Source organism: Bacillus cereus group sp. MYBK222-1 (genome assembly GCF_051916425.1).
GTDB classification, from domain to species: Bacteria; Bacillota; Bacilli; order Bacillales; family Bacillaceae_G; genus Bacillus_A; species Bacillus_A paranthracis.
In genome coordinates, this window is the sequence record NZ_JBQAGP010000004.1 from 306,448 (window position 1) to 325,994 (window position 19,547).

Genomic DNA, 19,547 nt, shown 5'->3' on the forward strand with positions numbered 1-19,547 from the left:
AGAAGGCAGTTTTACAGTTCATTAAAACCCTTTAAATCGTTTTTTATGGTTGAAATAAGAGAGAGCGATGACAATGACTCCAAATAAAAGAGGAAAGGCAATCATTTTAGGAAAAGCTTGTAGTAGGGAGAGGATGTACAAGAAAAAAGAAACAATGATAGCTAGAATGATAAGTAAAATATACGTTTTTTTCATACAAAACACCTCCAAAATAGCTTTTTTATAGCTTATTCAAAAATGAAAACGTTTAGAATGTGACAAAAGTGTGAAATTCGACAAAAGGGGTTGTCATCTGACGTCGAATCTTGTAATATAATAAGCGTGAACGAATTCACATACAAACATATACCCCTTTGTTTGAACGTGAAAATTTCTCCCATCCCCTTTAATATTTTTATAAGCCGTAAAGAAAAAGACCTGGTGTTTACACCAGGTCTTTTTCTTTTGCTATCCATTTCCAATAACGCTCACATTTTACGTCAATCATTTGTACTTTTCGTTTCAGTTGTAATTTTTTTAGTTCACGTTCAATTTCTTGCTTCGAGCAGTCATATATAAATGCTACTTCTTTTGAAGAGATAAATTGTGTCGCTTCCAGTAATACTTCTAAAGGTGGTAATGGCTCTGGCTCGATTTCACATTTTACAAGTTCTTTCAATAATTGTACGTAGACGTCGTAGGAATACATTCCAGCGATTTTAATACCTTCTTCATCTGAATTTGCATGAAAGAATACGAGAGAAGGTATTTCTGTAATATGCATCTCATTTGTGAATTTTAAGTCACATTGGAAAGCCTTTTTTGCGCTAGCGGAATATAGGTCTTTTTTAAATTCTTCTACATCAATATTGCTATCTTTTGCGCATGCAAGTAATAATTCGCAGTCAGGATTTGATACATTTTCAAGGAAAATGTATTCTTGGAGTTTTCGCAAAAACTTCGAACCTGCTTTTCGGCCCTGCAACTCCGCTGCTTTAATTGCCATCGAAACTAAATATGGTGTTGACGATGCTTCTTGCATATGTACCTTTCCATCACATGAAAAACCTTGTAAACTTGTTGTCTTTTCCCACACAAATCGAATATTAGCAGGTTTATTCCATTTGTGTGAGGAAGCGTTCGTTCCGTCCACTTTTCCTGTTACGATATGACGAATAGAGAAGTATTTCCCGTATTCAAGCCATAGTTTAATAATAAAGGGCTCAATTTCCCAGCAATCTTTACAAAGTGGATCAATAAATAAATATGCTTCTACAGACTTATGCTCACATGCGGAAGGAGATGGCATATTGATATGCTTTGCTTCCTGTTTATCCATTATATTTCACCTGTTTCGTCTGGAGTATTAACCATATGCTGAGCAGTTAATGCTAAACGTTCAAAAACGAACTCTCTTATATGACCGTGCACTCCTGTGTCATCCATTGCTTGCTCCATGCACGATAGCCAAGCCTCTGCTCGTTTTGGAGTAATCTCAAACGGGAGATGGCGTGCTCTTAACATAGGATGACCATGTTCTTCCGTGTACAAATTAGGACCACCTAAATATTGTGTTAAAAATTGCTTCTGCTTCCTAGCTGTTTCTGTTAAATCATCCGGGAAGATGGGAGATAGGTCAGGGTGTTTACTGACATAGGAATAAAATGTGTCTACTAATATTGCAATGCATTGTTCACCGCCAATTGCTTCAAATGGTGTCATCGGTTGCTTGCTCATCCTTTTAAACTCCTTTTTCCATGAAATGTATATCTATTGTAGCAATGGAATGTTAGGGAGGGCAAATAAACCGCCTTCATAACGTTCTTTGCTTATTCTACAGATGTAAAAGAATCTTTTCTTTTTCAAAAAGTGAGATGTATCCACTAGTAGAACGTATTCACTAGTGGAATTTTCACTTTAGCGTGCTTTGTTTTGTTTGGCAAGGAAAAAGCGTTTTACTTTATTATTTGTATGACGGATTGGTATGTCGTGTTGCTTTAACAAATGAATAAAGGCAGCTTTGCCTGCTTCTTCATCTTGCACTTCAAATTCAATTTCATAATCATCGTGATTGTAATAGAAACTATGATCAAAGACAAGCGTTCCGCCTTCAAATAGTGTTTCGGCTCTTTCAGTTGTTAAACTACCCATATAAGTTAAAGCAGAAACAGGAATTTGTAATGTGTGTAGTTGATCTACTACAGCGCCTTGAATAATTGTATTTGTTTCCATCATCAATCTTGCTTCATCTGCTGTTATAACTTGATGCGTTTCTAACAAGCCGACTTCTGCAGGTTGTTTTAATGTTAATGTATAAGTTTCTCCTTTATGACGAATACGAAGTGCAGAGCCAGCTTCTTTTAATGAGAAGCTCGGTGTTTCAAAGTAGTGATTCACCTGTTTCGTAAATCCTTCAATAGAGAATGATTTACATAATGTATTGAATTCTTCTTCTGTAACAATATTTTTAAATTCAATTTCAATTTCTTGTGTCATTGTATGCGCGCTCCTTTTGAAAAATAATTCTTTACACATTATCGCTTTTTCACAAATTTGGTTCAATGTTTTATTTGTTTGCGTCCATGTTATGATACAATAATACTGTTAAGTAAGACAGGAAGTTGAGATGGAGGAGTTAGAGCATGCAAAATAAAATCCAAGTTAAGAGCGTAGAAAAGAGAGAGAATGCTCTTATTTTTTGTGCGGAAAATAGTGAAATAGAGGTAAAGGAGTTAAGTGCGCGTAATCACGTACTTGTAGACTCAGATAATTTATCATTTTTATATATCTTAGAAAACGAATCATCTTTCATTTATGTAAGCATTCCGCATACATGCTGGGAAGCAATGCATGAAGCGATGAATAACGACGTGGTTATGTTCGTTCGCGTGAATGACATTGAAATGGAATTAGAAGGTTTAAAAGAAGAAGTAGAATATTTAGTTGAAAATATTGAAGGTAATGCAAATTACGGAGAAGAACTAGTAACTGCTGTAGAAAAAGTATTTCTATAAGCAAATGGATTGATTTTGGTGGTGGTTGAAATGAATCGAAATTGGGAAGAATTTTTAGCACCTTACCACCAAGCGGTGGCAGAGCTGAAAGTGAAACTAAAAGGAATGCGTACTCAATTTGCAATGTTAACAGAGCATTCTCCAATTGAGTTTGTAACAGGAAGGGTAAAGTCGGTTGCAAGTATTATTGATAAAGCGGAGAAGAGAAATGTACCGTTAGACAGGCTAAGAGAAGATATGCAAGATATCGCGGGCCTTCGAATGATGTGTCAATTTGTTGATGAGATTAAGCCTGTTGTAGAATATCTTCGAAAACGAAATGACTTTGAAATCGTGGAAGAACGTGATTACGTCACGCAGAAGAAAGATAGCGGTTATCGTTCTTATCACGTTGTCATTAGTTACCCAGTTCAAACGATTCAAGGTGAACAAAAAGTATTGGTAGAAATCCAAATACGTACGCTAGCAATGAACTTTTGGGCAACAATTGAGCATTCTTTAAATTATAAATATAGTGGACGTTTTCCTGAAGATATTAAAATACGCTTGCAACGTGCAGCGGAAGCAGCATTTTTATTAGATGAAGAAATGTCTTCTATCCGTCTTGAAATTCAAGAAGCGCAGAAAGCTTTTTCAAGAAAGCAAGAAACGAAAGATTCCGAATCATAAACTAAAGGGTGTTGGGCGATGAAATTTACAATTATGTCAAAGGGAGATCAATCATCAGATGCACTGGCAAGCACGATGAAAGAATACTTGCTAGATTTTGGATTTATAATGGATGAAAAGGAACCCGATATTGTAATTTCTGTTGGGGGAGATGGAACGCTTTTATATGCGTTTCATCGTTATTATAATCGATTGGATGAAACAGCATTTGTTGGTGTACATACAGGGCATTTAGGTTTCTATGCAGATTGGTTACCGACAGAAGTAGAGAAATTAGTAATTGCAATTGCTAAAACACCATTCCAAGTGGTGGAATATCCGCTTTTAGAAGTGATTATTCGCTATGTGAATGGGAGTAAAGAGTCGCAGTATTTAGCGATGAATGAAGCGACTGTAAAAAGTGCAGAAGGTACATTAGTAACAGAAGTGGAAATACGCGGAGAGTACTTTGAAACGTTCCGCGGGGATGGCCTTTGTATTTCTACTCCTTCGGGAAGTACTGCGTATAATAAGGCGCTTGGCGGAGCAATTATTCACCCTTCTATTGAAGCGATTCAAATTGCGGAAATGGCATCTATTAATAACCGGGTGTTTCGTACGGTAGGTTCGCCGCTCGTATTGCCGAAACATCATACATGCGTGCTGAAGCCGACTGCAGGAATGAACTTACAAATTACGGTGGACCATTTAACGATGGTTCATCAAGATGTGAAATCAATTCAGTATCGCGTGGCAAATGAGAAAGTACGATTCGTTCGTTTCCGTCCATTTCCGTTCTGGAAACGAGTTCGTGACTCGTTTGTTGCAGATAAATAGAAAGGGTTTATATATTTGAACAGATTTACATTGAAATGGGATATAGACTCGGCTGAGGAAGGAACTTTAGTTAGAGAATTTTTAAAAACAAAAGGGATCTCCAAAGCCGCATTAACGGATATAAAGTTTCATGGCGGATCTATAGAAGTAAATGGTCAACATGCGAGCGTTCGTCATCAGTTGCAAGCTGGTGAAGAATTACGTGTCTTTTTTCCAGTAGAGGAAAGAAGTGAAGGGATGATTGCTGAAGATATTCCTTTATGTATCGTATATGAAGATGATGCAGTTCTTGTCATAAACAAAGAGGCAAACATGTCAACGATCCCGTCTAGAGAACATCCGGCAGGAAGTGTTGCGAATGCGCTCTTATCTCATTATGATAAGCGACATCTTACAAGTACGGTGCACATCGTAACGAGGTTAGATCGTGATACTTCAGGGCTTATGCTTATTGCAAAAAATCGTTTCGTACATCATCTTTTATCGAAACAGCATCAACAAAAAGCTGTGAAAAGAACGTATGAAGCGATTGTTCACGGTGAGATGGTAGAAAGAGAAGGAACGATTGACGCACCGATTGGACGAAAATCGGATAGCATTATTGAGCGAACCGTTTGTGAGGAGGGGCAAAGAGCCGTTACTCATTTTAGAGTGATCGATAGCGTCAATCATAAGACGCACGTATCACTTGAGCTCGATACAGGGAGAACGCATCAAATTCGTGTGCATATGGCGTACATAGGACATCCGCTACTTGGCGATAATTTATATGGTGGAAAAAGAGATGAAATGAAACGACAAGCGCTTCACAGTACATCCTTGACGTTTTATCATCCTATTTTAGAGAAAGAAATGTCTTTCACTACACCGATTCCAAGCGATATGCAAGCGGTATTAAGACATACTTAAAAAGGGAACAAAATTCTTATGTAATGAAGAATTTTGTTCCCTTTTTCTTAGCGGAATAATATTAAAATTTGATTGTCGCCCGTGCGCTTTATAACGAAAAAGCCACTTTCAGATTTTGTAGCAATGCCATCGTTATTTGGACGACAATATCCATGCGTTTCGCAAGTACCGTCATCACGTACTAACATTTGTCCAATTAATCCGACAGGAAGCCACTCGTTACGGTCTTTTCTTGCTATATATTTGCAAGCTGGATCCCATTCTGTATTTAAAAGAGGTTGTATGTCTTGCGATTCCGTACGTACATATTGACGTTTTCCGAAGCTATCCGTTTTATAGCGTTTTTGCCAACTTAAAGCACCGCTATTTCCTATAAGAGCGGGGGTGGCACTAGATATTCCTAAGATGAATGAATCGTTTGAAGTAGCGATTCGAATTTTTTCTTCGCTACTAAATGTAACGAAATAACCTACATCAATAAAAGTATTGTCTACTGTTTCAAACATTTGCGCAAAATCAGTTCCGCTTGCATTGTAAGAAGCGCCCTCAATGTACATTTCTCCATTATGAGCAAGCCACTTTGCACCGATATTATGATCGGTTTCATTTGTGCCGTTTGCAATAAACCAAGAATAAGATTCATCTGCTGTGCCGAAGCGCCCCATAATATGGCTACCTGCAAAATGAGCTGTTGATGTATGATTACCTTCCGCATGAGAAGAGAATCCGTTAGCGATAGTCGCGGTTCCTTCTGCATGTGCTGCTTCGCCTAAAGCGATTGTATGTTTACCTTCCGCATGAGAATAGGAGCCACCTGCTGTCGTTTCACTTCCTTCACTATGGGAACTATGTCCAGTTGCTGTCGTTTTTGATCCTTCTGCATGAGAGAAAGAACCTTTTGCATGTGTCAGAAGTCCTTCTGCATGTGAAGCTGTACCCTCTGCATGAGAGTGAAGACCCTCTGCATATGCATACCGCCCATCTTTTTTTACTTTTGTATTTTCAGATGTAGGGGTCTGAATGATAATCGTTTTTTCTGTTTGTATATCACCTGATGGTGCTAATGCTTCTTTAATTTTTTTTACTTGATTTATAATAGCAGCTGGAATTTCTGCTTCCGCTTTTTTATTTATTGCTACAGGGCTGTTTTCTTCTGTATTCTTCTCTACTTGCTCAGAAGGCACAATCTGCTCAATATGAGTAGAGAGAGGTTTATTTTTTTGCTGCATCTTTGCTTTTCTATTATCAATTATACGGCTCATTACAGCGTTCTGTAATGAGACATATTTTGGTCTATCTTTGTTTTTTGTGGAAGCCTCTTGTTCTTCCAGTTCTTCTACAGCTGCAGCTCGAATGCTGCACCAGTTGTTAATTCCGTACATGGGCAGATAAAAAGGCGGGCATTTTCTTTTTTGTTTAGAAGATTTTTTCTTCATTCTGTCACCTCCTGCGACAGTATATGCCGTGTCATTAAAAAAAGATGCACTTTATTGCATCTTTTTTTAATGACTTTACCCAATTTTTATCCCACTTTAATGGGCGGGCTGCCCATTAAAGTGGGATTGGTGAGGGCTGATTAAAGTTTCACTTTATATGAGAGACGCCTAAAAGATACGGTAATCCTTACACATATGAGTTATGAAATTGGGCGGAATTTCTCAGGGACAAAAGGCAGGGAGGAAGGAACGGAAACAATCTCCATTTCAGGATAACGTAGTCCAGTTAGTTTGCCACCAAATACAGCACCAGTGTCAATATTGACTGTATGATTTACAAAGCGAGGTTCTTTTACGGGTGTATGTCCATATACAACCCAAGATGTTCCTTTATACTCCTTCGCCCAGTCGCGACGGACAGGTGAACCGTCAGCATGTTTTTCTCCAGTGATATCGCCATACAATACAAAGGTTTGTACTCTTTTATCTTGTCTTCCTATGTAATCTTGCCGAATGCCGGCGTGACACACGAGTAACCTTTTCTCATCGAGTACGTGATATAAAGGGGATTGCTCGTAAAGTGTGATGAACTTTTCTTTTATCATGTTTTGTTGATGAGAAGGTAGTGCTTCATATTCGGCAACAGTTGTTTCGAGTCCATGAGCGATTGTCACATTACGTCCAAGGAAAAATCGGTATAGTTTATTGCAGTGATTTCCCGGAGCGTAATACGCTACTTTTTTATTTATGACAAGTTCCCATACAATTTCAACCATACGTAATGAATGAGGACCGCGATCTGTGATATCGCCAACAAAAGCAAGCTTGCGTTGATCAGGGTGAATCGGTAAGTCACTATTCCAGTTATATCCGAGTTTTTTCGTTAAATCTTGAAACTCTTGGAAGCATCCATGAATATCCCCTATAATGTCATATTTCATATTTAAACCTCCATCATATTTTTCATTAGTATATCTAAAAAAGGATAGAGATAAAAATATACCGTTTTTGTGCTTCAGTTGAACATAAAGATTTTCGTTCTTGAGCGGACGTTTAAAACAAATCCAATCGCTATCATGTATGTGAGTAAGGAGCTTCCTCCGTAGCTCATAAGGGGTAATGTGATTCCTGTAATAGGTAGTAGTCCGATTGTCATCCCGATATTTTGAAATACTTGAAAAGTAAACATTCCGATTGTACCAGCGCAGATGTAACTACCGAAAGGGTCATTACTTTCTATAGCGATATGAATCATGCGGAAAATAAGTAGGAAAAAAAGTGCAATAATGACGCTTGCGCCTAAAAATCCGAATTGCTCAGCGACATTCGTGAAAATAAAATCTGTATGTGGTTCTGGAAAGTATACTTGTCCATTTTCCCAACCTTTTCCTTGCATTTCTCCTGATCCAGTAGCTAAGAAAGCTTGTCTTAATTGATAGCCTTGCGCATCATATTTGTATGGAGCTAACCAGCCGTAGAAGCGATTTAATTGATATTCTTGTAAAATGTGTGCTTTAAAGAATTTTGTATGAGTAAAAAAAATATACGTTAATGTAACGCCAACTGCAAAAATACCAGAAACTAACCCGAAAATAAAACGCCAACGTATACCAGAAACTAATATCATTGCTGCGAGCATAGCTGAAATTACCATTGTGTTTCCTAAATCAGGTTCTTTTGCAATAAGTAGTAGTGGCGGCAAACTTGTTGCGCATATTTTTCCGAGTAATAGAAAATCGTCGTGTATTGTTCGGTAAAAATATTTCTCATTGTGATTGGCTATAATTCGTCCGGTGACGATAATTAAAAACAACTTCATAATTTCGGAAGGCTGGAAATTTCCGATGCCTGGGAGCCTGTACCAAGCGGTCGCACCTTTAATTGTAATGGCACCTGGTACTTGAAGTTCTAGTCCAATTAGTAGTACCAATGCAAAGCTATATAAATACCAAGCAATTTTTTGATAACGATCGAAATCGATAATCATAATAACACCAATGGCTATGAATCCAATGAAGTACCACTGGATTTGTTTTAATACAAAATTTACATTTTGCAAAAATGGTGGTAAAGAGGCTTGTGCACTTGCAATTGCAAAGCAACTAACAATCCCAATGGCAAATAAAATGAATAGTAATACGTAGTCTATTTGATATTGAGAATTTGGATCTTTCAATGTGTGTATTCCTTTCTATCGCCTAGTAAATATATGGATCATGTCATGATAAAAATAATATACAAGCAGACTATGCATACATTTATTCCACTATTTGTGGGAAGTCATACATCACACGGAAGGAATAGTACCTACCGTGTGATGGACTATATGGCACGGAGTTCTTTTGTAACTATATTCAAACAATGAGAAAGGCGTATATGTGTATCAGTCGTTGGAATGAGCTCTGGATATAGTTGATAAAATGTTGTAGCGTTTTTATACCATTCGCAAGCTTTTAACAGACTCGTTTTGTAATAGTCAATCTCTTGTAGGAAACCATATTTTTTTGAATGTAAAACGAGATGTGAAAAATCTTCGCAGCCTTCAAGGTATTTGAGATGTACTTGCTGTCCCGTATGAAGGCGGAAAGAACTTAAAGGTTCCGTAATATAGATTGCATCACCTTTGGAAAGTAAACTGATCCAAGAAGCCATATCCACACTACAATTATAATTTCTACCATTTAAAGTACCGAAAGGTTCTGTTAATAGGCGTTTTCGAAAGAGTACAGTCGTAGGTTCACCAATAATATTTTGCCCTAGTATAAGCATATGGTTTCCAAGATCTTTCCCATTTAATAGAGTATCTTCATCATATAATCTTTTCATGGAGGGGTGTTGTTCAATTATCTCTCCATCATCATTAATCCAAGTACGATAAGATGTAATAAGTGCGAGATTTTGATCTAAGTCTTTTTGGAAATAAAACATCATTTTTTCAATTTTATTATTATAAAATATATCATCGTCCATTAAGAAATTTATGTACTCTCCATTTGATTGTTCTAAAAGCATAAGGGCGTTATGAAATTGTCCTAAAGTAGAGGGGTTTCGAATGTACGTTATATGTTTATGCTTATGTAAATAATCTCTGTATATTAATTTTTCTGTTTCATTATTTGTGCTATCGTCTCCTACAATAATTTCAATATTTGAATACGTTTGTGCTAATGCACTTTCTAGAGCAATTTTAAAATAATGTGGCCGATTATAGGTAGGAATAAGGATGGAAACGAGAGGTACATTTTTTATGTTTTCCATATACAACTACCTTTCAGAAATTTTCTGTGTAAGAATAATATCTTGATAACTTGTGTGTTCAGTTCTGCCACACCATGAACCATAATGGGGAGGAGTCTGCATTTCTAGCCCATATTTATTTAATAGAGTACGAATATCTTCCTCAAGATAGGCAACTGCGAAATTCGGGATATCTTTATTTAGAATATAACAATTGTCAATTTGATGGTAAAAACCTAACGGACTTAGTCCTGCATTTAAGTAATAGGAAGATTCAGGATTAATTAAAAAGAAAGTAATAAAACATCTCCCATCTTTTTTCAGAACTCGTGCAATCTCGCGTACGTAATGTTCTAATTCTTTCGGAAGAAGATGGGTAAATACAGACGTTAAAAAAATAAAATCGAATGATTCATCTTCATATGGAAACTTGTATTGGGAAGCATCTTCTTTTCCATCGGGATTGTAGAATTGGTTATATATATCGACATGTTCAAAATGGAAATTGTTACGGCGTGTTGAAATGTTATTTTTGCACCATGTAATTCCTTTATTAAATAAGTCAAATCCATAATAATTACCATCATCGCTTAAATAGTTCATTAATGGAACCGCCATCCGGCCGATACCACAGCCTACATCTAACACTGTTTCATTTGATTTTAAATTGCCAATTTCAATAAAATACTGCATAAACTCTTTTCCAACTTCTTCAAAATGACCACCTACATATTGAACAAGTTCTGGAGGTGGGATTAATGTGATTTTTTTCTCATTTTCGTTCAAAAAATTCACACCTTTCTTATAGTAAAGTAGGAAATTTCTACTTTATATTGAGGGGAGCTTTGCTTTTATTCATTACAAGATTGGTTTTCATGAATTAGTAGTATAATAGTACCCCTCAACTAAATATTTTTTTATTCTATTCTTTTCTCCAAAAAATACCGAAATCATCGATTTGAGTCATAGGAGTTTTTATGTTTCTTTCACTTCTGAAATCTGTTACAGCCTCTGCGCATGTTATCAGTCCATAATCATCAATAATAATAAAGCCACCTATTGAAACTTTATCGTATAAATTTACAAGACTATCCATCGTTGATTCATACATATCACCATCAAGGCGTGCAATTGCAATTTTTTCTATCGGTGCTGAAGGCAATGTATCTTTAAACCAACCCTTTAAAAATTTCACCTGATCATTTAATAAATCATATTTTCTAAAGTTTTCTTGCACTGTTTCTAAAGAAACTCGTAAGTAATCGAATGTGTGCAAATAATCACCGTAATCTTTCGGATATTGTTCTAAGTTAGGTGCGGGCAGACCTTCAAACGAATCGGCAACCCATACAGTACGATCCTTAATGTTGTTTGCTTGTAAAAACCCATTCATAAAAATGCATGATCCTCCGCGCCATACACCAGTTTCAATAAAATCACCTTCTATATTTTCCCTGACTACAGTTTCCATCGCCTCTTGTAATTGATTCATACGTTTTCGCCCAACCATACTATGTGCAGCTCTTGGCCAATCCTTGCCACCTTGACGCTCATTGTTTGAAACGTTAGGATTAACGATTTTTAAATTGTGATTTTCTATATACTGCTTAAGAAATAAAGGAAGGGGAACCGTAACTGGTTCATATGATAGTTCTTTAGAAATATGTAACGAAGCAGGTAAGTATGGTTCGTATTCCAACCATATTTCAAATAAAATTGTTTTCTTTAATAACTCGAGATAAAGCTGGACAGCCGATTTATTTTCCATATAAGTGCCTCCTGAAGAATGTCATACAACATTATGACTATGTAGAAAAGAAGGATTTAATGATTGAATTTACCAATGAAAAAGCAGTAAAACTGATATCAGTTTTACTGCTAAGTAAAAATTTAAGCGATTTTTTCAATAATAATGGATGCACTCGTACCAAGAGCTAATGATAATCCAAGCCCTGTAACAATTACTTCAACTAATGATGGAGTTGTCGTAATTTGCGTAATTGCTTGAATAACGATAGGTGCTCCAAGTGAGATTAAACTTGATCCAGTACCTGGTACAGGTACTCCATTCACTTGGATTGTAAGACCTCCTAATGCACTGACTGTTGCAGTATTAGCGATAACAGTGATTTTATAGAATCCAGTTTCACTAATTACGAAAGTATCAGCATCTAATTGAGAAATTGCTGTACCAAACTGAGATCCAACAGTATTAAATGGTAGTGGATCATTAATTCCTAGATCTAAAGAAATCCCACCGGAGTTAAATGCATATAGTCCTGCTGGAAGTCCTAGCCCGGATGGCCCAGTTGGCCCAGTCAGTCCGGTAGCACCAGTCGGCCCAGTCAGTCCGGTAGCACCAGTCGGCCCAGTCAGTCCAGTTGGTCCAGTATCTCCAGTTGGCCCAGTTAATCCAGTAGCACCAGTGTCTCCAGTTGGCCCAGTTGGTCCAGTCGTACCAGTTGTACCAGTTGGCCCAGTCGGTCCAGTAGCACCAGTTGGTCCAGTTGTACCAGTTGTACCAGTTGGCCCAGTCGGTCCAGTCGGTCCAGTTGGCCCAGTTGGCCCAGTTGGTACAGTTGGCCCAGTCGGCCCAGTTGGTCCAGTCGGTCCAGTTGGCCCAGTCGGAAGGGTAAACGGTGGTATTGGTGGTAATGTTGGTCCTACAAGATTAGGGTCAAATGCACTAGCTGATAAAGATTCATCGGGATTCAATCCATCTGAATAATTATTATTTGACATAAATTCACCTCCATAAAGCGTTCATTATATAGTAGATGCAAAACCGAAAGAAAATGACACGGACATTTGAATTATTGAAAAGAAATCTTAAACTGCTTGTGCAAGTTAAAAAAGTGGAAAGTTTATTGTATGTATAACATATGATTGATTTGGAAGAGGGTGATTATGTTGAACAAGCAAGGAATTACAATTAGTTTATGTATGATTGTTCGAGATGAGGAAGATACAATAGGTCGATGTTTAGATGCAGTCGAAAAAATTGTTGATGAAATTATTATAGTTGATACAGGTTCCATTGATCGAACGAAAGAAATTGTAGCTCAATATACCTCTAACATATATGACTTTCCATGGATTAATGATTTTGCAGCAGCAAGAAATTTTTCTTTTTCAAAAGCAACGCAAGAATATATATTGTGGCTAGATGCAGATGACGTATTATTAGAAGATGCTCAAGAAGCATTGAAACTTTTAAAAAGAGAATTAGATCCTAAAATTGATGCTGTTTCGATGCCGTATCATCTTGCATTGGATTCTAGCGGGAAACCTTTATATTGTACAAAAAGAAATCGACTTGTAAAGCGTGAAAAACAATTTCAATGGTTTGGAAAGGTTCATGAGTATTTAGCTATTTCTGGTGAAACTTTTAGTAGTAATGTTGCTATTACACATAAAAAAGAAAAAAAGGTAACAAATCGTAATTTGAAAATTTTTCAAAATGCTGTAGCTGCAGGAGAAGAATTGAGTCCGAGAGATTTATTTTATTACGCTAATGAATCTATGGATAACCAAAAATATGATGATGCAGTTATGCTATATGAAACATTTCTTAATCAAGATGAAGGATGGTATGAAGAGAAAATTTATGCATGTGGTAAGTTAGGAGATTGCTATGCAAAGCTTGGATCATGGGAAAAGGCAATTGAATCTTGCGTGAAGTCGTTTCGATATGATGTTCCTAGAGGGGAGAATTGTACAAGAATAGGATATATATATATGGAACAACAAAAATATAACGAAGCGATATTTTGGTTTAAACTTGCAACGGAAGTACCAATGGCGACGGAGAGTCCATTTCATAGTCCAGCGAGCTACACATGGCTTCCCTATTTACAAATGTGTATTTGTTATAGCAAGTTAGGAGATCAAGACAAAGCTTATTATTACAACGAATTAGCGGCTGCTTATGTTCCAAATAATGCTGCAATCGAATATAACCGCAAATATTTTCGGAGTGTTTTTGATAAACAATATAAATCGTTATAGGCAGCTTTTTTTAGAAATGGCTCATCGCGATTCTAACTCTAATAGATTGGCTATATAGTAAAGTATCGGCAATGTAACTAGTACAGGTTACATTTATAGACTTTAAATGAGATTTATATTTCAAATTCAATTTGCATAAGGAGTGTGTAAAATGAATTCCCCAAAAAATTCTTTATACGAAGAAAAGTCTGGGCATTATTATAATGCAGTGAATCCGAATTTATTAAAGCATATAAAAAAGGAATGGAAAGAAGTTCTTGATATCGGTTGCTCGAGTGGTGCATTGGGAGCTGCCATAAAAGAAAATGGCACACGTGTATCTGGAATTGAGGCATTCCCAGAGGCGGCAGAACAAGCAAAAGAAAAACTAGATCATGTCGTTTTAGGCGATATAGAAACAATGGATATGCCGTACGAGGAGGAGCAATTTGATTGCGTTATATTTGGTGACGTATTAGAGCATTTATTTGATCCTTGGGCTGTAATAGAAAAAGTAAAGCCATATATAAAAGAAAATGGTGTGATTTTAGCAAGTATACCAAACGTTGCTCACATTTCAGTATTAGCTCCCTTACTTGCTGGAAATTGGACGTATACAGAATATGGTTTATTAGATAAAACGCATATTCGTTTCTTTACATTTAATGAAATGCTCCGAATGTTTTTAAAAGCAGGCTATTCAATTAGTAAAGTAGATCGTGTATATGTTGATCATAAAATGTATGAACCGCTTATTGAGGAATTATATGGCATTTGTAAAAAATATCGTCTTGGAAGTGGCTTCATGGCTGAGACGGTCGTATTTCAGTATATTATTGAAGCAGAAAAATCACAGTTATGAGTGCTGGTGAAAAAACAATATTATTTGTTACGTGTATAAATGATCGGAAAATGTATGCACAGTGTGTACGGCATATATTGAGATTGGCAGTGCCTCCAGGATATATTGTACAATTTATGCCAATTCGGAATGCGAAAAGTATGACGAGCGGATATAATCAAGCGATTTCGCATCCAGCAAAATATAAAGTATATATACACCAAGATGTTTTCATTATGAATGTGGCATTTTTATACGGATTACTTCAATTATTTAACGAACATGAACATCTTGGAATGATTGGAATGATTGGAGCCCAGTATGTTCCTCCAAACGGGATATGGAATGAAGGCAAGGGAGTTGTTGGGAAAGTAATTGGTTATATGAACGATTTATTTTATATGGCAACGCAAGAACAACCGTACCATGAGTCAAAAACATTTATGCCTGTGGAATGTATAGACGGTTTATTGATGGCAACGCAATACGATATTCCGTGGCGAGAAGACTTGTTTGATGGGTTTGACTATTATGATGTATCTCAGTCATTTGAATTTAGAAAAGCTGGCTATACAGTTGGGGTTCCTGTACAGCGTGATGCGTGGTGCATTCACTATCATATTGATGTAAATATGACCAACTATGACAAGTATAGAAAGATATTTGTGGAGAACTATATGTCAGATGTAAATCAAGACGAATAGAGGGGCTACAAAATGAAGGATCGTACAATATTAGTTGTTGTTTGTGTAAATAATGAAGAGCTATTTGAACAATGCGAGAGACAAATAAGAAACCTTTTTGTTCCCCCTGATTATGTCGTGCAAATTTTTCCGATACGAGATGCGAAAAGTATGGCAAGCGCATATAACCGAGCGCTTTCATATCCCGCGAAGTATAAGGTTTATATACATCAGGACACTTATCTTATTAATCGAGAGATGTTTTATACACTTATTTCTCTGTTTAAAGATAATGAAAAGCTCGGCTTAATTGGAGTAGCTGGAGCCCAATTTTTACCGAGTAACGGGATATGGTGGGAAGGGAAAAATTTAGTAGGGAAAGTGATTGAGTATAGAAGACGGAATTATCAACTATTAAATTTAGATCAGGGGTTTTATGGAAGCCAATCTTTTATGTCGGTGCAGGCAATTGATGGCTTATTCATGGCAACGCAGTATGATATTCCGTGGCGAGAAGATTTGTTTCAAGGGTTCCACTTTTATGATGTATCACAGTCTTTAGAGTTTCAAAGGGCTGGTTATTTAATTGGTATCCCAAATCAATCAAATTTATGGTGTATTCATTATAACGGAGATGAATTTGATGCGGATACATATGAGAAAGATCGAAAAGTGTTTGTAGAACAGTATAAAGATATATTATCTCCATCATAAGGGAGAGATGCAGAGTGAAAGGGATTATTTTAGCAGGCGGTACTGGATCGAGGTTATACCCAATAACGAAAGTAACGAATAAACATTTGCTTCCTGTTGGACGCTATCCAATGATTTATCATGCGGTATATAAGCTAAAACAATGCGAGATTACAGATATTATGATTATTACAGGTAAAGAGCATATGGGAGATGTTGTTAGTTTTTTAGGAAGCGGTCAAGAGTTTGGCGTGTCCTTTACGTATCGTGTGCAAGATAAGGCTGGTGGAATTGCGCAAGCATTAGGGCTTTGTGAAGATTTCGTTGGGAATGATCGCATGGTAGTTATATTAGGTGATAATATTTTTTCGGATGATATTCGTCCGTATGTTGAAGAGTTTGCAAATCAAAAAGAAGGTGCGAAAGTACTGCTGCAATCTGTAGATGATCCGGAGAGATTTGGCGTAGCAAATATTCAAAACGGCAAAATAATTGAAATTGAAGAAAAGCCGAAAGAGCCGAAAAGTTCCTATGCAGTCACAGGAATTTATTTGTATGATTCGAAAGTCTTTTCTTATATAAAAGAATTAAAACCTTCCGCAAGGGGAGAGCTTGAAATTACAGATATCAATAATTGGTATTTAAAACGTGAGGTACTTACTTATAATGAAATGAGCGGTTGGTGGACTGATGCAGGAACTCATGTTTCTCTTCAAAGGGCGAATATGTTAGCGCGGGATATAAACTTTGGTAAACAGTTTAACGGAGAATAGGTGAGAATATGGAAGTTATAGAAACAAACTTTACCGACGCAAAATTGTTAGAACCGAGGTTATTTGGAGATGAGCGTGGCTTTTTTACTGAAAGTTATAATAAGAAGGTGCTAGAAACATTAGGAGTTACGTATTCATTTGTACAGGATAATGTTTCGTATTCGACAGAAGCGGGAACGATTCGGGGGTTACACTTTCAAAAAAATCCGAAAGCACAAACGAAACTTATTCAAGTTATGCAAGGAGCAATTTATGACGTTATCGTTGATTTGCGAAAAGATTCACCAACTTTTAAACAATGGAGAGGATATATTTTAAGCGCGGATAATCATCGGCAATTATTAGTGCCAAAAGGATTTGCACATGGTTTTTGTACACTTGTCCCGCATACTATTGTTATGTATAAAGTAGATGAGTATTATAGTGCTAATCATGACTCAGGGGTACTTTGGAATGATAAAGACTTAGCAATTCCATGGCCGGTAACAAGCCCTATTTTGTCTGATAAAGATCGAATATTACCATCGCTTCAGGAATGTGAAGATAGTTTTTGAGTAGGAGAGTTGTGTATGAATATATTAGTAACAGGTGGGGCCGGATTTATTGGAAGTAATTTTGTGCATTATATGTTACAAAGCTATGAAACATATAAAATTATTAATTTCGATGCATTAACATATAGTGGAAACTTAAATAATGTAAAGTCTATTCAAGATCATCCGAATTACTATTTTGTAAAAGGTGAAATTCAAAATGGAGAGCTGCTGGAGCATGTTATTAAGGAACGTGATGTGCAAGTCATTGTCAATTTCGCAGCTGAATCACATGTGGACCGTAGTATTGAAAATCCGCTTCCTTTTTATGATACAAATGTAATTGGGACAGTCACCTTATTAGAATTAGTAAAAAAATATCCGCATATTAAACTCGTGCAAGTATCAACGGATGAGGTGTATGGCTCTTTAGGAAAAACAGGGCGATTTACCGAGGAAACCCCGTTAGCTCCAAATAGTCCATATTCTTCAAGCAAAGCGAGCGCCGATATGATAGCTTTATCTTATTATAAAACATATCAATTACCAGTTATAGTAACGCGTTGTTCCAATAACTACGGGCCGTATCAATATCCTGAAAAATTAATTCCGTTAATGGTTACGAATGCGCTCGAAGGAAAAAAATTACCGTTATATGGCGATGGATTAAATGTAAGAGATTGGTTACATGTAACGGATCATTGTCGTGCGATTGACGTTGTTTTGCATAAGGGACGTATAGGAGAAGTATATAATATAGGTGGAAATAATGAAAAAACAAATATAGATGTTGTGGAACAAATTATTACTCTCTTAGGAAAAACGGAAAAGGATATTGAATATGTGACAGATCGTTTAGGACACGACCGCCGTTATGCGATTGATGCAGAGAAAATGAAGAATGAATTTGATTGGGAACCGAAGTATACGTTTGAGCAAGGGTTACAAGAAACGGTGCAATGGTATGAGAAGAATGAGGAATGGTGGAAACCATTAAAAAAGTAAGGGGCATATAAATGAGAGAACGGATTATCATAACAGGAGCAAATGGTCAATTGGGAAAGCAACTACAAGAAGAGTTAAATCCTGAAGAATATGACATATATCCATTTGATAAAAAGTTACTAGATATAACAAATATATCCAAAGTGCAGCAAGTAGTACAAGAAATAAGTCCACATATCATTATTCATTGTGCAGCGTATACGAAGGTTGATCAAGCTGAGAAAGAACGAGATCTTGCTTATAGAATAAATGCAATAGGGGCTCGAAATGTAGCAGTTGCCTCACAATTAGTGGAGGCAAAGTTAGTTTATATTAGTACGGATTATGTATTTCAAGGTGATAGACCGGAAGGGTACGATGAATTTCATAATCCGGCGCCGATAAATATATACGGGGCTTCTAAATATGCGGGAGAGCAGTTCGTCAAAGAGTTACATAATAAATACTTTATCGTTCGTACATCATGGTTGTATGGTAAGTATGGAAATAATTTTGTGAAAACGATGATGCGATTAGGGAAAGAAAGAGAAGAAGTATCTGTTGTAGCGGATCAAATCGGTTCTCCTACGTATGTGGCGGATTTAAATGTAATGATTAATAAGCTCATCCATACTTCTTTATACGGTACGTATCACGTATCCAATAGAGGATCATGTTCTTGGTTTGAATTTGCAAAGAAAATATTTTCGTATGCGAATATGAAAGTGGATGTATTACCGGTTTCAACTGAAGAATTTGGATCGGCGGCAGCGAGACCAAAATATTCTATTTTCCAACATAACATGCTGCGATTAAATGGTTTTTTACAAATGCCTTCTTGGGAAGAAGGATTAGAGCGTTTTTTTATAGAAACAAAAAGTCATTAACAATTTTCAGTTAATGACTTTTTTGTTTGCCTTTAAGAGGTTTTATGTTACTATAATTATAGTATCAGGTACTAATAACAAGTATAAGTATTTCTGGGAGGATATA

At 36.5% G+C, this 19,547-nt stretch carries 23 protein-coding genes; 12 read left to right on the top strand and 11 right to left on the bottom strand.

Features of this window, described 5'->3' with window-relative positions; genetic code table 11:
- Nucleotides 1-21: 21 nt before the first annotated feature.
- The 4 genes from ACTFR9_RS20260 to ACTFR9_RS20275 form a co-directional block, all read right to left on the bottom strand.
- Nucleotides 22-195 carry a hypothetical protein gene (locus ACTFR9_RS20260; protein WP_000754592.1) on the bottom strand — a complete coding sequence of 58 codons (174 nt, stop codon included), beginning with the start codon at nt 193-195 and terminating at the stop codon, nt 22-24.
- Between the two features lie 229 nt (nt 196-424).
- Nucleotides 425-1,318 (bottom strand): ClpXP adapter SpxH family protein, encoded by an 894-nt coding sequence (locus tag ACTFR9_RS20265; RefSeq protein WP_000360650.1) that lies wholly within the window; start codon nt 1,316-1,318, stop codon nt 425-427.
- Nucleotides 1,318-1,716, bottom strand: a complete 399-nt coding sequence (locus ACTFR9_RS20270) for a globin domain-containing protein (RefSeq protein ID WP_000043380.1) — start codon at nt 1,714-1,716, stop codon at nt 1,318-1,320. The genes ACTFR9_RS20265 and ACTFR9_RS20270 overlap by 1 nt, the downstream gene beginning before the upstream one ends.
- 180 nt (nt 1,717-1,896) lie before the next feature.
- Nucleotides 1,897-2,475 (bottom strand): CYTH domain-containing protein, encoded by a 579-nt coding sequence (locus tag ACTFR9_RS20275; RefSeq protein WP_000191110.1) that lies wholly within the window; start codon nt 2,473-2,475, stop codon nt 1,897-1,899.
- A gap of 146 nt (nt 2,476-2,621) precedes the next feature.
- Between ACTFR9_RS20275 and ACTFR9_RS20280 the strand changes: the two genes are divergently transcribed.
- From ACTFR9_RS20280 to ACTFR9_RS20295, 4 genes are read left to right on the top strand one after another with little or no spacing between them, the layout of a single operon-like run.
- Nucleotides 2,622-2,993, top strand: a complete 372-nt coding sequence (locus ACTFR9_RS20280) for a hypothetical protein (protein ID WP_001180003.1) — start codon at nt 2,622-2,624, stop codon at nt 2,991-2,993.
- A 30-nt stretch (nt 2,994-3,023) separates the two neighbouring features.
- Nucleotides 3,024-3,662, top strand: a complete 639-nt coding sequence (locus tag ACTFR9_RS20285) for a GTP pyrophosphokinase (RefSeq protein WP_001081482.1) — start codon at nt 3,024-3,026, stop codon at nt 3,660-3,662.
- Between the two features lie 18 nt (nt 3,663-3,680).
- A complete protein-coding gene (locus ACTFR9_RS20290) occupies nt 3,681-4,478 on the top strand; it encodes an NAD kinase (protein WP_000673184.1) in 798 nt (265 codons plus the stop codon).
- A 15-nt stretch (nt 4,479-4,493) separates the two neighbouring features.
- Nucleotides 4,494-5,387, top strand: coding sequence for an RluA family pseudouridine synthase (locus ACTFR9_RS20295; protein ID WP_001079095.1), 894 nt, complete (start codon nt 4,494-4,496; stop codon nt 5,385-5,387).
- Between the two features lie 47 nt (nt 5,388-5,434).
- On the opposite strand, the gene ACTFR9_RS20300 is transcribed toward ACTFR9_RS20295, so the two are convergent.
- The 7 genes from ACTFR9_RS20300 to ACTFR9_RS20330 form a co-directional block, all read right to left on the bottom strand.
- Entirely contained in the window at nt 5,435-6,823 is a 1,389-nt protein-coding gene (locus tag ACTFR9_RS20300) for a peptidase G2 autoproteolytic cleavage domain-containing protein (RefSeq protein ID WP_076874071.1), read from the bottom strand.
- Nucleotides 6,824-7,023: 200 nt separating this feature from the next.
- A complete protein-coding gene (prpE, locus tag ACTFR9_RS20305) occupies nt 7,024-7,764 on the bottom strand; it encodes a bis(5'-nucleosyl)-tetraphosphatase PrpE (protein ID WP_098946654.1) in 741 nt (246 codons plus the stop codon).
- Nucleotides 7,765-7,838: 74 nt separating this feature from the next.
- Nucleotides 7,839-8,999, bottom strand: a complete 1,161-nt coding sequence (locus ACTFR9_RS20310; protein WP_000654709.1) for an FtsW/RodA/SpoVE family cell cycle protein — start codon at nt 8,997-8,999, stop codon at nt 7,839-7,841.
- A gap of 146 nt (nt 9,000-9,145) precedes the next feature.
- Nucleotides 9,146-10,081: a glycosyltransferase family 2 protein gene (locus ACTFR9_RS20315; RefSeq protein ID WP_000427736.1), complete on the bottom strand. Its 936-nt coding sequence runs from the start codon at nt 10,079-10,081 to the stop codon at nt 9,146-9,148.
- A gap of 6 nt (nt 10,082-10,087) precedes the next feature.
- Nucleotides 10,088-10,846, bottom strand: coding sequence for a class I SAM-dependent methyltransferase (locus tag ACTFR9_RS20320; RefSeq protein WP_229136475.1), 759 nt, complete (start codon nt 10,844-10,846; stop codon nt 10,088-10,090).
- A gap of 136 nt (nt 10,847-10,982) precedes the next feature.
- A complete protein-coding gene (locus tag ACTFR9_RS20325) occupies nt 10,983-11,828 on the bottom strand; it encodes a TylF/MycF family methyltransferase (RefSeq protein WP_000428847.1) in 846 nt (281 codons plus the stop codon).
- 122 nt (nt 11,829-11,950) lie between these two features.
- Nucleotides 11,951-12,802, bottom strand: coding sequence for a BclA C-terminal domain-containing protein (locus ACTFR9_RS20330; RefSeq protein WP_048557233.1), 852 nt, complete (start codon nt 12,800-12,802; stop codon nt 11,951-11,953).
- Nucleotides 12,803-12,967: 165 nt separating this feature from the next.
- Here ACTFR9_RS20330 and ACTFR9_RS20335 point away from each other — a divergent pair, with 165 nt between their 5' ends.
- The 8 genes from ACTFR9_RS20335 to rfbD all read left to right on the top strand — a co-directional run bounded on the left by ACTFR9_RS20335 (nt 12,968) and on the right by rfbD (nt 19,441).
- Nucleotides 12,968-14,068, top strand: a complete 1,101-nt coding sequence (locus ACTFR9_RS20335) for a glycosyltransferase (protein ID WP_000932900.1) — start codon at nt 12,968-12,970, stop codon at nt 14,066-14,068.
- A gap of 151 nt (nt 14,069-14,219) precedes the next feature.
- Nucleotides 14,220-14,909 carry a class I SAM-dependent methyltransferase gene (locus ACTFR9_RS20340; protein WP_229136476.1) on the top strand — a complete coding sequence of 230 codons (690 nt, stop codon included), beginning with the start codon at nt 14,220-14,222 and terminating at the stop codon, nt 14,907-14,909.
- A complete protein-coding gene (locus tag ACTFR9_RS20345) occupies nt 14,906-15,592 on the top strand; it encodes a glycosyltransferase family protein (RefSeq protein WP_001272381.1) in 687 nt (228 codons plus the stop codon). Before ACTFR9_RS20340 ends, ACTFR9_RS20345 begins: the two co-directional genes overlap by 4 nt.
- Before the next feature lie 12 nt (nt 15,593-15,604).
- A complete protein-coding gene (locus ACTFR9_RS20350; protein WP_000654997.1) occupies nt 15,605-16,285 on the top strand; it encodes a glycosyltransferase family protein in 681 nt (226 codons plus the stop codon).
- Between the two features lie 14 nt (nt 16,286-16,299).
- Complete coding sequence (locus ACTFR9_RS20355; RefSeq protein ID WP_000676174.1) at nt 16,300-17,037, top strand: sugar phosphate nucleotidyltransferase; 738 nt, start codon at nt 16,300-16,302, stop codon at nt 17,035-17,037.
- A gap of 8 nt (nt 17,038-17,045) precedes the next feature.
- Entirely contained in the window at nt 17,046-17,591 is a 546-nt protein-coding gene (rfbC, locus tag ACTFR9_RS20360) for a dTDP-4-dehydrorhamnose 3,5-epimerase (protein WP_000451992.1), read from the top strand.
- Nucleotides 17,592-17,606: 15 nt separating this feature from the next.
- Nucleotides 17,607-18,575, top strand: a complete 969-nt coding sequence (gene rfbB / locus ACTFR9_RS20365) for a dTDP-glucose 4,6-dehydratase (protein WP_001024147.1) — start codon at nt 17,607-17,609, stop codon at nt 18,573-18,575.
- Nucleotides 18,576-18,586: 11 nt separating this feature from the next.
- Nucleotides 18,587-19,441 (top strand): dTDP-4-dehydrorhamnose reductase, encoded by an 855-nt coding sequence (gene rfbD / locus ACTFR9_RS20370; RefSeq protein ID WP_074532201.1) that lies wholly within the window; start codon nt 18,587-18,589, stop codon nt 19,439-19,441.
- Nucleotides 19,442-19,547: the final 106 nt, after the last annotated feature.

What these genes read in the sequence shown, in the direction of transcription:
- ACTFR9_RS20280 (WP_001180003.1), top strand. Translation starts at nt 2,622, where the DNA reads ATGCAAAATAAAATCCAAGTTAAGAGCGTAGAAAAGAGAGAGAATGCT.
- ACTFR9_RS20270 (WP_000043380.1), bottom strand. Translation starts at nt 1,716, where the DNA reads ATGAGCAAGCAACCGATGACACCATTTGAAGCAATTGGCGGTGAACAA.
- ACTFR9_RS20315 (WP_000427736.1), bottom strand. Translation starts at nt 10,081, where the DNA reads ATGGAAAACATAAAAAATGTACCTCTCGTTTCCATCCTTATTCCTACC.
- rfbD (WP_074532201.1), top strand. Translation starts at nt 18,587, where the DNA reads ATGAGAGAACGGATTATCATAACAGGAGCAAATGGTCAATTGGGAAAG.
- ACTFR9_RS20325 (WP_000428847.1), bottom strand. Translation starts at nt 11,828, where the DNA reads ATGGAAAATAAATCGGCTGTCCAGCTTTATCTCGAGTTATTAAAGAAA.
- ACTFR9_RS20290 (WP_000673184.1), top strand. Translation starts at nt 3,681, where the DNA reads ATGAAATTTACAATTATGTCAAAGGGAGATCAATCATCAGATGCACTG.
- ACTFR9_RS20275 (WP_000191110.1), bottom strand. Translation starts at nt 2,475, where the DNA reads ATGACACAAGAAATTGAAATTGAATTTAAAAATATTGTTACAGAAGAA.
- ACTFR9_RS20335 (WP_000932900.1), top strand. Translation starts at nt 12,968, where the DNA reads ATGTTGAACAAGCAAGGAATTACAATTAGTTTATGTATGATTGTTCGA.
- ACTFR9_RS20340 (WP_229136476.1), top strand. Translation starts at nt 14,220, where the DNA reads ATGAATTCCCCAAAAAATTCTTTATACGAAGAAAAGTCTGGGCATTAT.
- ACTFR9_RS20265 (WP_000360650.1), bottom strand. Translation starts at nt 1,318, where the DNA reads ATGGATAAACAGGAAGCAAAGCATATCAATATGCCATCTCCTTCCGCA.
- ACTFR9_RS20345 (WP_001272381.1), top strand. Translation starts at nt 14,906, where the DNA reads ATGAGTGCTGGTGAAAAAACAATATTATTTGTTACGTGTATAAATGAT.
- prpE (WP_098946654.1), bottom strand. Translation starts at nt 7,764, where the DNA reads ATGAAATATGACATTATAGGGGATATTCATGGATGCTTCCAAGAGTTT.
- rfbC (WP_000451992.1), top strand. Translation starts at nt 17,046, where the DNA reads ATGGAAGTTATAGAAACAAACTTTACCGACGCAAAATTGTTAGAACCG.
- ACTFR9_RS20350 (WP_000654997.1), top strand. Translation starts at nt 15,605, where the DNA reads ATGAAGGATCGTACAATATTAGTTGTTGTTTGTGTAAATAATGAAGAG.
- ACTFR9_RS20285 (WP_001081482.1), top strand. Translation starts at nt 3,024, where the DNA reads ATGAATCGAAATTGGGAAGAATTTTTAGCACCTTACCACCAAGCGGTG.
- ACTFR9_RS20260 (WP_000754592.1), bottom strand. Translation starts at nt 195, where the DNA reads ATGAAAAAAACGTATATTTTACTTATCATTCTAGCTATCATTGTTTCT.
- ACTFR9_RS20330 (WP_048557233.1), bottom strand. Translation starts at nt 12,802, where the DNA reads ATGTCAAATAATAATTATTCAGATGGATTGAATCCCGATGAATCTTTA.
- ACTFR9_RS20300 (WP_076874071.1), bottom strand. Translation starts at nt 6,823, where the DNA reads ATGAAGAAAAAATCTTCTAAACAAAAAAGAAAATGCCCGCCTTTTTAT.
- rfbB (WP_001024147.1), top strand. Translation starts at nt 17,607, where the DNA reads ATGAATATATTAGTAACAGGTGGGGCCGGATTTATTGGAAGTAATTTT.